Raw genomic sequence first — 11,777 nt, 5'->3', positions numbered from 1 at the left:
GCTCGGTGCAGGCCCGGGACGCCGAGCACGGATGCCGCGTTGTGCGAGACTGGCGGCATGCCCGAGACGCCCGTGAACGATGCCGCACCGACCCCGGCGGCCCCCTCGGCCCCGCCCGCCGTCGAGTCGAACCCGTATGGAGGGACGGCGGCATCCGGCGGTCCGAAGCGGGTGCGCACGCGACATTTCCAGAACGCCAAGCGCGAGGGCATCAAGATCACCGGCCTCACCAGCTACGACCAGCTCACGGCGCGGATCTTCGACGAGGCCGGCATCGACTTCCTGCTCGTCGGGGACTCGGCCGGCAACGCGGTGCTCGGCTACGACACGACCCTGCCGGTGACGGTCGACGACCTGATCCCCCTCACCCGTGCCGTCGCGGGCGCGGTGAAGCGTGCGTTCGTCGTGGCCGATATGCCCTTCGGCTCCTACGAGAACGGCCCCGAGGTCGCCCTGCACACCGCGGTGCGGTTCATGAAGGAGACCGGCGCACACGCCGTGAAGCTCGAGGGCGGCGAACGCAGCGCGAAGCAGATCAGGCGCATCGTCGGCGCCGGGATCCCCGTCATGGCCCACATCGGCTACACGCCGCAGAGCGAGCACGGCCTGGGCGGGCACGTGATCCAGGGGCGGGGCGAGGGCGTGAAGCAGCTCCTCGCCGACGCGAAGGCGATTCAGGATGCCGGCGCGTTCGCGGTCGTGCTCGAGATGGTGCCGGCGGATGCCGCACGCCAGGTGACCGAGCTGCTCGAGATCCCCACGATCAGCGTCGGCGCCGGGCCCCACACCGACGGGCAACTGCTCGTCTGGACCGACTGGGCCGGGCTCACGATCGGCCGGGTGCCGAAGTTCGTGAAGCAGTACGCGAACCTCTCGGGCATCCTGAGCGACGCGGCCAGGCAGTGGCGAACGGACGTGGAGTCGGGTACCTACCCGAACTCGGAGCACAGTTACGAATAGGCCTCGAGACGCGTCCGACTTCGTCGGGAGCTGCTCGTCCGCCGGCGATCAGTCCTCGGCGGCGTCCTCCTCGGCCCACTTCGCGCTGTTCGCGCGGAGGATCTCGAGCGCCCGCTCGGCCTCCGCGTGCGTCTCGAACGGCCCGACGCGGTCGACCGACGGCGACTCGAAACCCTGCTCGACCTCGCCGGTCTTCAGGTTGTACCAGAACATGTGCTCGACATCCTCGGCCATAGGGCGATCCTATGCCCAAGGACACCGCCGACCACCTGATGCCGGGCCGCCTTTCGCCGATCCGCGCCGCGGGGCGGATCGCCGCGGGCGCGAACGGGGCCGCGGCATCCGCCATCGAACCGGGCGTCACGACGATAGGGTGGCGCCATGGCGACTGACCACGCGATCGGAATCGACATCGGCGGCACCGGCATCAAGGGGGCGGTCGTCGACCTCGGCACCGGAGAGCTCGTCGGCGACCGGTTCAAGGTGCGCACGCCCGAGGGCGGGAGGCCCGCCGACATCCTGAGGGCCACGGACGAACTGCTCGCCGGCATCGCCGACGAGTCGGACGGCACGAAGCTGCCGCTCGGCCTGTGCTTCCCGGCGGTCGTCAAGCACGGGCGCACCCTCTCGGCGGCGAACGTCTCCGATGAGTGGATCGGGCTCGCCGCCGAGGAGCTCTTCGAGAACGAACTCGGCCGCGAGATCCACTTCATCAACGACGCGGATGCCGCCGGCTACGCCGAATCCCGCTACGGCGCGGCGGTCGGCGCAGAGGGGCTGGTGATCCTCACGACGCTCGGCACCGGCATCGGGTCGGCGTTCCTCTACGACGGCGTGCTCGTGCCGAACACCGAGCTCGGGCACCTCGAGATCGACGGCGTCGACGCCGAGCACCGCGCCGCGTACTCCGCCATGGAGCGGGAATCGCTGAGCTGGACCCAGTGGGCGGAGCGGCTGCAGCGGTACTACGCGCACGTCGAGTTCCTCTTCTCCCCCGACCTGTTCGTGGTCGGCGGCGGCGTCTCGAAGCACCACGAGCACTTCCTGCCGCTGCTCGACCTGAAGACACCCATTGTTCCCGCGGTGCACCGCAACAACGCGGGCATCCTCGGCGCGGCGTCGCTGGCGACGCGGTAGGGGTGCGAGCGGGCCGGCTGATACGCCGGGTTCTGTTCACCGGGCGCTTGCGCGACACCGGCTGGACGGCCATCTCTCTCGGAGCTGCGTTGCCGCAGCCCTCCAGCGGCCCACCCGGGAACGGGACGGGCAGCCCCATCGTTCCCTGTCTGGCCTTGCTCCGGACGAGGTTTGCCGAGCCGACCGCGTCACCGCGGCCGCTGGTGGGCTCTTACCCCACCGTTTCACCCTTACCCCGGGCGTGAGCCCGGGGCGGTCTGCTTTCTGTGGCACTGTCTCGCGGGTTGCCCCGGGTGGGTGTTACCCACCGTCCTGCCCTGCGGAGCCCGGACGTTCCTCGGCATCCGATCGCCCGGATGACGCGGCCGTCTTGCCGACCCGCTCGCAACTGCCAGACTACAGGCCGACGCCGCATGTCGGTTCGGCGGGCGGTCGGATCGCGGAGGTGCCGATCCCTCAGATGCCGGATTCGTCGGTGCGCACCAGGATGCGGTCGCACTCGGGGCAGAGCAGCACGTCATCGGGTGTTGCCCGCCGCACGCTCTCGAGGCCGGAGCCCGTGAGCGTCATGTTGCAGCCCTGACACGTGCGGTGCTGGAGGTGTGCGGCCCCCACGCCCGCGCCGCGCGTGCGGCGCTGCTCGTAGAGGCCGAGAAGATCGGCGGGAACGCCGCCCGCGACGACGACGCGGTCGCGTTCCGCGGCATCCCGTTCACTGGCGAATCCGGCGGCCGCCGCGTCGCGCTCGGCCTCGAGCTTCGCCGTGTCGGCCGCGATCGAGGCGCGCTCCTCGTCGATGCCGGCGAGAACGCCCTCGGCGCTCTCGAGGCGCTCCATCACCGCGAGCTCCTGGTCTTCCAGGTCGGACAGGCGCTTCTTCAGTGAGACCAGCTCGGACTCGAGGCCGGCGACATCCTTCATCGAGGAGGTGTGCTGCAGGCGATCCCCGTCGCGCGCGATGCGGGCCTCGACGATCGCGACATCCGACTCGAGGCGCGCGAGCTCCGTGCGAGCGTCCTCGAGACCGCCGACGGCCTCCGCGCGCGTGCCGCGAACCGAAGTGTCGCGTGCGGCGAGCTCGGCGAGCGGGGCTGCCTGCGGGAGGGAACCGAGCCGGTGCGCGAGCTGCTGCAGGCGGGTGTCGAGGGACTGCAGTCGCAGCAGTTCCTGCTGTTCGGCGGGGGTTGCCTTCACGTGGTGCTCCTCGTCGGGTGGGAGGGGGAAGCGGTCATCATTGCACGACCTGGAAGTCCCAGGGATCGGTGCGCAGCTCGCTGACGCGCACGTCGAGACCGGGATGCGCGGCGCGAAGCTGGGTGGCCGCCGCATCGAGCCAGAGCCATTCGCTCGCCCAGTGCGACACGTCGATCAGGTCGGGGCCGCCACCGAGCACCGCCTGCTCACGAGCCTCGGATGCCGGGTGGTGGCGCAGGTCGGCGGTGATGTAGACGTCGGCGGCCCGCACGGCGGGGTCGCCGAGCAGGGAGTCGCCTGCGCCGCCGCACACCGCGACGGTCTCGACGGGATCGTCGAAGCCGCCGGATGCGCGCACGCCCGTCGCCGTGGCGGGGAGGATCTCGGCGAGCCGGCGTGCGAGGCGGCCGAGCGTCGTGGGCTCGGCGAGCCGGCCGACGCGGCCCAGGCCGAGGGCTGGATCGGCGCCGGGCACGATCGGCCGGGCGTCGAAGAGACCGAGGCGATCGGCGAGCACCGCCGACGTGCCGCGTTCGACGACATCGGCGTTCGTGTGGGCCGCGACGAGCGCGCACCCGGCGCGGATGAGCCGCGCGAGGAGCGCTCCCTTGTAGCGATCCTCGGCGATCGTGGTGACGCCGCGCAGCAGCAGCGGGTGGTGCGTGATCATGAGGTCGGCGCGAGCGTCGATCGCCTCGTCGACCGTAGCGCCGACGGCGTCGACGGCGAACAGCACACGCCCGACCACGGCATCGGGGTCACCCGTCACGAGGCCCGGGGCATCCCACGGCTCAGCCCCCTCGAGCGGCCAGAGCCGGTCGATCGTCGTCAGGACCTCGGTGAGAACGGCTGGCACGCGCCCCAGCCTAGCGCCGCACGCACGCGGCATCCGATCGATCACCCCTGGTGGGCCCTGCCGGGCTCGAACCGACGACATCCACGGTGTAAACGTGGCGCTCTACCAACTGAGCTAAAGGCCCCCACGCGCGATCGACTGTGAGCCGATGCCGCGCGGCGCATGCTCATCGTATCGGAGCGTCCCTAGACTCGCGGCCATGGAGGTCGCGACGAGGCACCCGAGCCGCACCGCGGAGCCCGAGTACCGCTGGCCCGCGGTCGTGGCCCTGCTCGTCGCGCTGGCCCTCTACGCGATCCTGCCGAACGAGCTCGTGGGCGGGCAACGGTTCGTGGTCGTCGCGGCCGGCCTGGCGTTCCTCGTGCCGCTCTCGATCGTGAACCCGCACCGCCTCGTGCGCCAGACGACGTGGTCGCGGGTGCTGTCGGTCGGGCTCGCCCTCCTCCTGGTGCTCGTGAACCAGGTCGCCCTCGTCGTGCTCGTGACGAAGCTCGTCGGCGGCCACAACGACGCCCCGGGACTGCTGCTCGCCGCACTCCAGGTCTGGGTCGCGAACGTCATCGGGTTCGCACTTCTCTTCTGGGAGCTGGATCGGGGCGGACCAGTGCTCCGAACAACCTGGAACCGGACGGAACTGCCACCGGCCGACTTCAGATTCTCGCAGGACGAGGATCGCGACGCGATCGCAGAAGTCGCCGCGCGATCCTCGGCACTGCAGGACTGGACGCCGCGCTTCGTCGACTACCTCTACACGTCGCTGTCGAACTCGATGGCGTTCAGCGCGAGCGACGCGATGCCGCTCTCGCAGCGCATGAAGCTCCTGATGGGATTGCAGGCGTTCGGCGGGTTCGTGATCCTCGCGCTCGTGATCGCGCGCTCCGTGGGCATCCTGGACTAAAGGGGATGCCGCGGCATCCGCTCACCGCGACAGTGCGACCCGGTACTGCTCGATGGTGCGCGCCTCGCCGGGTGCGGAGGCGAAGCTCGAACGGATGACCCCCTGCTCGTCGATCACGAAGGTGGCACGGTTCGCGTACCCCCGATCGTCGAGGAATGCGCCATAGGAGCGGGCCACCTCGCCGTGCGGCCAGAAGTCTGCGAGCAGTTGGAACCCGTATCCCTGTTCCTCCGCCCAGGCGCGGAGCGTGTGCTTGGAGTCGACGGAGACGCCGAGGAGCTCCGTGTCGGACTCGAAGAACAGCGTCAGGTTGTCGCGGAGTTCGCGCAGCTCACCCTGGCAGGTGCTCGAGAACGCGAGCGGGAAGAACACCAGCGTCACCCGCTTCATGCCGCGGAAGCTCGCGAGCGACACGGGCTGCCCGAACTGGTTCGGCAACGCGAAGTCGGGCGCCGCCGTGCCGGGTCGAAGGATCATCGGGGCGTTCCTCCCGGTGTTCTCGGAGCGGGGACCGCACCCAGCCTAGCCGTCACGTCGCGGGCATAGACTCATTAGGATGGCGTGGTGCCACGCGACCGTGATCCGGTCTTCCGTCGTGCGCACGCCCAACCCCCTGGCAAGAACTGCTGAAGAGAGAGGTCGAGTGTGACTGTCAACGACCAGGACCCCTACTCGGTCGAGGCGATGGACTCGGATCCCGAGGAGACATCCGAATGGGCCGAATCACTCGACGCGCTCGTCGGTGAGAAGGGGCACCAGCGTGGGCGCGAGATCATGCTCAGCCTGCTCAAGCGTTCGAAGGAGCTGCACCTCGGCGTGCCGATGGTGCCGACCACGGACTACCTGAACACCATCGCGCCCGAGAACGAGCCCGAGTTCCCGGGCGACGAGGAGATCGAGCGTCGCTACCGCGCGTGGATCCGCTGGAACGCCGCGATGCTCGTGCACCGCGCCCAGCGGCCCGGCATCGCCGTCGGCGGCCACATCTCGACGTACGCGTCGAGCGCGGCCCTCTACGAGGTCGGCCTCAACCACTTCTTCCGCGGCCAGGACCATCCCGGCGGCGGCGACCAGATCTTCTTCCAGGGGCACGCCTCCCCCGGCATGTACGCCCGCGCCTTCCTCGAGGGCCGGCTCACCGCCGACCAGCTCGACGGCTTCCGTCAGGAGAGGTCGCACGCGCCGAACGGGCTCTCGTCGTATCCGCACCCGCGGCTCATGCCCGACTTCTGGCAGTTCCCGACGGTGTCGATGGGCCTCGGTCCGATCAACGCGATCTACCAGGCGCAGCTCAACAAGTACCTGACCAACCGCGGCATCAAGGATGCGAGCGACCAGCGCGTCTGGGCCTTCCTCGGCGACGGCGAGATGGACGAGGTCGAGAGCCGCGGTCAGCTGCAGGTGGCCGCGAACGAGGGCCTCGACAACCTCACGTTCGTCGTCAACTGCAACCTCCAGCGCCTCGACGGCCCGGTGCGCGGGAACGGCAAGATCATCCAGGAGCTCGAGAGCTTCTTCCGCGGCGCGGGCTGGAACGTCATCAAGGTCATCTGGGGCCGCGAGTGGGACGACCTGCTCGCCCGCGACCACGACGGGGCGCTCCGCAACCTCATGAACGTCACGCCCGACGGCGACTACCAGACGTACAAGGCCGAGTCGGGCGCGTACGTGCGCGAGAACTTCTTCGGCCGGGACCCCCGTGCCCTCGAGCTCGTGTCGCACCTCAGCGACGACGAGGTATGGGGACTCAAGCGTGGCGGCCACGACTACCGCAAGGTGTACGCGGCGTTCAAGGCGGCCTCCGAGCACACGGGTCAGCCCACGGTCATCCTTGCGAAGACGATCAAGGGCTACGGTCTGGGTCCAGCCTTCGAGGGTCGCAATGCGACCCACCAGATGAAGAAGATGACCCTCGAGAACCTGAAGACGTTCCGCGACACGATGCGCATCCCGATCTCCGACGCCCAGCTCGAGGAGAACCCGTACCTTCCGCCGTACTTCCACCCGGGCCCGGAAGACGACGCCATCCGTTACCTGCAGGAGCGCCGTCGCGAGCTCGGCGGCTACACCCCCGAGCGCCGCGCATCGCACACCGCGGTCTCGTTGCCCGACGAGTCGGCATTCGCCATCGCGAAGAAGGGCTCCGGCACGCAGGAGATCGCCACGACCATGGCGTTCGTCCGGTTGCTGAAAGACCTGATGCGCGCGAAGGACTTCGGCAACCGGATCGTGCCGATCATCCCCGACGAGGCGCGCACGTTCGGCATGGACGCGTTCTTCCCGAATGCGAAGATCTACAACCCGAACGGCCAGCACTACACGTCGGTCGATCGCGAGCTGCTCCTCGCCTACAAGGAGAGCCCGCAGGGCCAGATGCTCCACGTCGGCATCAACGAGGCCGGCGCGTTCGCCGCGTTCACCGCGGTGGGCACCTCGTACTCGACCGAGGGCGAGCCGCTCATCCCTATCTACGTCTTCTACTCGATGTTCGGGTTCCAGCGCACGGGCGACGCGATGTGGGCGGCGGGCGACCAGATGGCGCGCGGCTTCATCATCGGCGCCACGGCGGGGCGGACCACGCTCACGGGCGAGGGCCTGCAGCATGCCGACGGGCACTCGCATCTCCTGGCCTCCACGAATCCGGCGGTCGTCTCCTACGATCCGGCCTACGGCTACGAGATCGGGCACATCATGCGGTCGGGCCTCGACCGCATGTACGGCGGAAACCACCCCGACCCCAACGTCATGTACTACCTCACCGTGTACAACGAGCCGCTCGTGCAGCCCGCCGAGCCCGAGGGGGTCGACGTCGAGGGCATCGTGCGCGGCATCCATCGCCTCTCGGAGTCGAGCGTGCAGGGTCCGAAGGCGCAGCTGCTCGCCTCGGGCGTGGCGGTGCCGTGGATCATCGAGGCGCAGGAACTGCTGGCCGCCGATTGGGGCGTGTCGGCGGATGTCTGGTCGGTCACGAGCTGGACGGAGCTCCGCCGCGACGGCGTGGCCGCCGACGAGCACAACTTCCTCAACCCCGACGCGGAACGACACACGGCCTACGTGACGCAGAAGCTGTCGGGGTCGCAGGGGCCGTTCGTCGCGGTGTCCGACTACATGCACGCGGTGCCCGACCAGATCCGCGCCTACGTGCCCGGCGACTTCGCCACCCTCGGCGCCGACGGCTTCGGGTTCTCCGACACGCGCCCGGCCGCTCGCCGCTTCTTCAAGATCGACGGCCCCTCGGTCGTCGTGCGAACGCTCGAGCTGCTCGCCGACCGCGGCGAGGTCGACCGCTCGATCCCGGCGCAGGCCATCGAGAAGTACCGGCTCCACGACGTGAACGCCGGAACCACCGGATCGGCCGGCGGCGAGAGCTAGCAGGCGACGAGGTGGCGACGAAGCCCAGGACGAAGGCGGAGACGCTCGCGTGGTTGCGCACCATCGCGGGCGAGCTCTCCACCCAGACGCTGAAACGCCTCGAGGACACCCTGCCGTGGTACGGCGACATGCCGCCGAGCCGGCGGTCTGCGGTGGGCCTCGTCGCCCAGGCCGGCATCTCGTCGTTCATCGCCTGGTTCGAGGATCCGCGGTCGACGCCGTGGATCGCCGCCGATGTATTCGGGGCGGCACCCCGTGAACTCCTCCGCTCGGTGAGCCTGCAGCAGACGCTGCAGCTCATCCGCGTGACCGTCGAGGTCGTCGAAGACCGCGTGAAAGACGGCGGCGAGCCGCTCCGCGAGGCCATCCTGCTGTACTCGCGCGAGATCGCCTTCGCCGCGGCCGACGTCTACGCTCGTGCCGCCGAGGCACGCGGCCTCTGGGACGCGCGGCTCGAGGCGCTCGTCGTGGATTCGATCCTGTCGGGCGAGTACGACGACGAGCTGCCGAGCCGCATCGCCGCGCTCGGCTGGCACGGGCACGGCGAGGTCGCGGTGCTCGTCGGCACCACGCCGAAGCAGCTCGACGTCGACCACGTGCGCCGCGCCGCGCGGCACATGCACGCCGACGTGCTCATCGGCGTGCAGGGCAACCGGCTCGTGCTCGTCATCGGCCGCTCCGACCCGCTCGGCGGCGAGCCCGAGGAGACCATCGGCACCTCGCCGGCGCTCACCTTCATGGAGATCGCCTCGCAGCTCGAACCGCACTTCGGCCCCGGGCATCTCGTGCTCGGCCACGAGGTGCCGAACCTCGTCGATGCGTCGAAGAGCGCGAAGGCGGCTCTGGCGGGTTTCGCCGTCGCACGGTCGTGGCGCCACGCCCCCCGGCCGGTGCACGCCGACGACCTGCTGCCCGAGCGCGCGCTCGCCGGTGACCCGCTCGCCCGCGCGACGCTCGTGCACCGCATCTACCGGCCGTTGCAGGCGCACTCGACCGAGCTCCTCACGACCCTCTGGAGTTATCTCGACAACGGTCGCTCCCTCGAGGCCACCGCCCGCGAGCTGTTCGTGCACCCCAACACCGTGCGCTATCGCCTCAAGCGCGTCTCCGACGTCATCGGGTGGGATGCCACCGGCGCACGTGAGGCGCTCATCCTGCAGGCCGCGCTCATCATCGGCTCGATGAGCGACCACGAGCACCAACCGCGTCGCCGGCCGGGCTGAGCCGCCGGCGACGCTGAGTCGCCGGCCGGCCCGAGTCGCCGGCCGGCCCGAGTCGCCGGCCGGCCCGAGTCATGTCGGCCCACCACAAGGCTTCCGACGAGAGCTTGTGGCATCGATACACACCCCGGGTGCCGAGGATTGGCAGACTAGGGAGGGTGATCGTCGTCGTCTGCCCTGGACAGGGCTCGCAGACCCCCGGATTCCTCACCCCCTGGCTCGCCGACCCGGCGTACGCCGACCGGCTCGGTGCCCTCTCGGATGCCGCGGGCGTCGACCTCGCGACCCACGGCACCGTGAGCGACGCCGACACCATCCGCGACACCGCCGTGGCCCAGCCGCTCATCGTCGCGGCCGGACTGCTCACCCTCGGTGCCCTGCTCGCCGACGGCCGCGCGGCGCGCATCGGCGGGATCGCGGGCCACTCCGTCGGCGAGATCACCGCCGCCGCGGGCGCCGGGGTCCTCGAAGAAGCCGACGCGATGCGCTTCGTCGCCGAGCGCGGCCGCGCGATGGCGGATGCCGCAGCGCTCGCCGTCACGGGCATGAGCGCCGTGATCGGTGCCGACGAGGACGCGCTCCTCGTTCGCCTCGACGAGCTCGGACTCGAGCCCGCGAACTTCAACGGCGGCGGTCAGATCGTGGTCGCGGGCGCCCTGGATGCGCTCGAGACGCTGAAGGCCGAACCGCCCGCCGGTGCGAGGGTGATCCCGCTCCAGGTCGCCGGCGCCTTCCACACGCGCTACATGCAGCCCGCGGCCGCGCGACTCGCCACCGTCGCCGCGGCGAACCACGACGTCTCCGACCCCGGCCTGACGCTCTGGACGAACCACGACGGCAGCCGCGTGACATCCGGTGCCGCCTTCTTCGACCTGCTCGTGGGCCAGGTCTCCTCCCCCGTACGCTGGGACCGCTGCATGGCGTCGTTCGCCTCCGCGGGCGTCACCGGGCTCATCGAGGTCGCACCCGCGGGAGCTCTCGTCGGGCTCGCCAAGCGTGCGCTCAAGGGCGTTCCGACGTTGGCCGTGAAGACCCCCGACGACCTGCCCGCCGCCATCGAGCTCATCGAGCACGCCGCCTGATTCCGGGCACGACGAGAAGCACTCACGAGATTGGCGAGCATGACGAAACACACCCTGCAGCAGTCGCACGGACCGGCTTACACACGCATCTACGCGATCGGCGCTGCGCGCGGCGAGATCGCCGTGCCCAATGAAGACCTCGTCGGCCCGATCAACTCCTCCGACGAGTGGATCCAGCAGCGCACCGGCATCATCACGCGAGCGCGGGCAGGAGCAGATGTGGAGGCCGTCGATCTCGCGACGGATGCCGCGCACGAGGCGATCGCGAGGTCGGGCGTCGCACCCGAGCTCATCGATCTCGTGATCGTCGCCACCGTTTCGAATGTGCAGCAGACGCCCTCGATCTCCGCCGTGGTGGCCGATCGGGTGGGCGCCAATCCGGCCGCCGCCTACGACACCAACGCGGCGTGCGCGGGATACGCCTACGCCATCGCCCAGGCCGACGCGCTCATCCGCAGCGGCGGCGCGCACTTCGCGCTCGTGATCGGCGCCGAGAAGCTGTCGAATGTCGTCGACCCGACCGACCGCTCGATCTCGTTCCTCCTCGGCGACGGTGCGGGCGCCGTCGTCGTGGGCCCGAGCGACTTCCCGGGCATCGCCCGCACTGTCTGGGGTTCCGACGGCTCCAAGGCGGGCGCGGTCGGCATGAACCATACGCTCACCGAGTTCCGCGACGGGGCATCCGAGTGGCCCACGCTCCGGCAGGAGGGCCAGACGGTCTTCCGCTGGGCGGTGTGGGACATGGCGAAGGTCGCGAAGCAGGCACTGGATGCCGCGGGCGTGACCAGCGCCGACCTCGCCGCGTTCATCCCCCACCAGGCGAACATGCGCATCATCGACGAGTTCGCGAAGCAGTTGAAGCTGCCCGAGTCGGTCGTGGTCGCCCGCGACATCGCGACGACCGGCAACACGTCGGCCGCGTCGATCCCGCTCGCGACGCACCGGCTGCTCGAGGAGCATCCGGAGCTCTCGGGGGGCCTCGCCCTCCAGATCGGCTTCGGCGCCGGACTCGTGTTCGGCGCCCAAGTGGTGGTTCTCCCCTGAACCGCAGACCATCG

Annotated in this window: 12 protein-coding genes, 1 tRNA gene and 1 other RNA gene; 8 read left to right on the top strand and 6 right to left on the bottom strand. The window is 70.2% G+C overall.

Features of this window, described 5'->3' with window-relative positions; all coding sequences use genetic code 11:
* The first annotated feature begins 57 nt into the window (after window positions 1–57).
* Window positions 58–960, top strand: a complete 903-nt coding sequence (panB, locus tag ACFWN7_RS00140) for a 3-methyl-2-oxobutanoate hydroxymethyltransferase (protein WP_376936611.1) — start codon at window positions 58–60, stop codon at window positions 958–960.
* Between the two features lie 48 nt (window positions 961–1,008).
* Here panB and ACFWN7_RS00135 read toward each other — a convergent pair whose 3' ends face one another.
* Window positions 1,009–1,194 (bottom strand): SPOR domain-containing protein, encoded by a 186-nt coding sequence (locus ACFWN7_RS00135; RefSeq protein WP_376936610.1) that lies wholly within the window; start codon window positions 1,192–1,194, stop codon window positions 1,009–1,011.
* Window positions 1,195–1,205: 11 nt separating this feature from the next.
* Here ACFWN7_RS00135 and ACFWN7_RS00130 point away from each other — a divergent pair, with 11 nt between their 5' ends.
* Together ACFWN7_RS00130 and ppgK are read left to right on the top strand one after the other, a co-directional pair.
* Window positions 1,206–1,352 (top strand): hypothetical protein, encoded by a 147-nt coding sequence (locus ACFWN7_RS00130; RefSeq protein WP_376936609.1) that lies wholly within the window; start codon window positions 1,206–1,208, stop codon window positions 1,350–1,352.
* Window positions 1,342–2,097, top strand: coding sequence for a polyphosphate--glucose phosphotransferase (ppgK, locus tag ACFWN7_RS00125; RefSeq protein WP_376936608.1), 756 nt, complete (start codon window positions 1,342–1,344; stop codon window positions 2,095–2,097). The genes ACFWN7_RS00130 and ppgK overlap by 11 nt, the downstream gene beginning before the upstream one ends.
* A 5-nt stretch (window positions 2,098–2,102) precedes the next feature.
* On the opposite strand, the gene rnpB is transcribed toward ppgK, so the two are convergent.
* From rnpB to ACFWN7_RS00105, 4 genes are all read right to left on the bottom strand, one after another.
* Window positions 2,103–2,478: RNase P RNA component class A (gene rnpB / locus ACFWN7_RS00120), an RNA gene on the bottom strand.
* 75 nt (window positions 2,479–2,553) lie between these two features.
* Window positions 2,554–3,291, bottom strand: coding sequence for a zinc ribbon domain-containing protein (locus tag ACFWN7_RS00115; protein ID WP_376936607.1), 738 nt, complete (start codon window positions 3,289–3,291; stop codon window positions 2,554–2,556).
* A 37-nt stretch (window positions 3,292–3,328) separates the two neighbouring features.
* Complete coding sequence (locus tag ACFWN7_RS00110) at window positions 3,329–4,147, bottom strand: Nif3-like dinuclear metal center hexameric protein (RefSeq protein ID WP_376936606.1); 819 nt, start codon at window positions 4,145–4,147, stop codon at window positions 3,329–3,331.
* Between the two features lie 48 nt (window positions 4,148–4,195).
* Window positions 4,196–4,271, bottom strand: a tRNA-Val gene (locus ACFWN7_RS00105).
* 75 nt (window positions 4,272–4,346) lie between these two features.
* On the opposite strand from ACFWN7_RS00105, the gene ACFWN7_RS00100 reads away from it, so the two are divergent.
* Window positions 4,347–5,045 carry a hypothetical protein gene (locus ACFWN7_RS00100; protein ID WP_376936605.1) on the top strand — a complete coding sequence of 233 codons (699 nt, stop codon included), beginning with the start codon at window positions 4,347–4,349 and terminating at the stop codon, window positions 5,043–5,045.
* Window positions 5,046–5,066: 21 nt separating this feature from the next.
* On the opposite strand, the gene ACFWN7_RS00095 is transcribed toward ACFWN7_RS00100, so the two are convergent.
* Window positions 5,067–5,522 carry a peroxiredoxin gene (locus ACFWN7_RS00095; RefSeq protein ID WP_376936604.1) on the bottom strand — a complete coding sequence of 152 codons (456 nt, stop codon included), beginning with the start codon at window positions 5,520–5,522 and terminating at the stop codon, window positions 5,067–5,069.
* 168 nt (window positions 5,523–5,690) lie between these two features.
* Between ACFWN7_RS00095 and aceE the strand changes: the two genes are divergently transcribed.
* The 4 genes from aceE (at window position 5,691) to ACFWN7_RS00075 (ending at window position 11,763) form a co-directional block, all read left to right on the top strand.
* A complete protein-coding gene (gene aceE / locus ACFWN7_RS00090) occupies window positions 5,691–8,417 on the top strand; it encodes a pyruvate dehydrogenase (acetyl-transferring), homodimeric type (protein WP_376936603.1) in 2,727 nt (908 codons plus the stop codon).
* An 11-nt stretch (window positions 8,418–8,428) separates the two neighbouring features.
* Window positions 8,429–9,640 (top strand): PucR family transcriptional regulator, encoded by a 1,212-nt coding sequence (locus tag ACFWN7_RS00085; RefSeq protein ID WP_376936602.1) that lies wholly within the window; start codon window positions 8,429–8,431, stop codon window positions 9,638–9,640.
* Between the two features lie 155 nt (window positions 9,641–9,795).
* Window positions 9,796–10,719 carry an ACP S-malonyltransferase gene (locus tag ACFWN7_RS00080; protein ID WP_376936601.1) on the top strand — a complete coding sequence of 308 codons (924 nt, stop codon included), beginning with the start codon at window positions 9,796–9,798 and terminating at the stop codon, window positions 10,717–10,719.
* Between the two features lie 39 nt (window positions 10,720–10,758).
* The gene (locus tag ACFWN7_RS00075; protein ID WP_376936600.1) at window positions 10,759–11,763 is read left to right on the top strand and encodes a beta-ketoacyl-ACP synthase III; all 1,005 of its coding nucleotides are present in this window, start codon (window positions 10,759–10,761) and stop codon (window positions 11,761–11,763) included.
* Window positions 11,764–11,777 lie beyond the last annotated feature (14 nt).

The organism is Agromyces sp. NPDC058484, from assembly GCF_042720415.1.
Classification (GTDB): Bacteria; Actinomycetota; Actinomycetes; order Actinomycetales; family Microbacteriaceae; genus Agromyces.
The sequence above is the reverse complement of the archived record's forward strand: the minus strand, read 5'-3'. Positions and strand labels throughout refer to the sequence as shown.

What these genes read in the sequence shown, in the direction of transcription:
- panB (WP_376936611.1), top strand. Translation starts at nt 58, where the DNA reads ATGCCCGAGACGCCCGTGAACGATGCCGCACCGACCCCGGCGGCCCCC.
- ACFWN7_RS00135 (WP_376936610.1), bottom strand. Translation starts at nt 1,194, where the DNA reads ATGGCCGAGGATGTCGAGCACATGTTCTGGTACAACCTGAAGACCGGC.
- ACFWN7_RS00130 (WP_376936609.1), top strand. Translation starts at nt 1,206, where the DNA reads ATGCCCAAGGACACCGCCGACCACCTGATGCCGGGCCGCCTTTCGCCG.
- ppgK (WP_376936608.1), top strand. Translation starts at nt 1,342, where the DNA reads ATGGCGACTGACCACGCGATCGGAATCGACATCGGCGGCACCGGCATC.
- ACFWN7_RS00100 (WP_376936605.1), top strand. Translation starts at nt 4,347, where the DNA reads ATGGAGGTCGCGACGAGGCACCCGAGCCGCACCGCGGAGCCCGAGTAC.
- ACFWN7_RS00095 (WP_376936604.1), bottom strand. Translation starts at nt 5,522, where the DNA reads ATGATCCTTCGACCCGGCACGGCGGCGCCCGACTTCGCGTTGCCGAAC.
- ACFWN7_RS00075 (WP_376936600.1), top strand. Translation starts at nt 10,759, where the DNA reads ATGACGAAACACACCCTGCAGCAGTCGCACGGACCGGCTTACACACGC.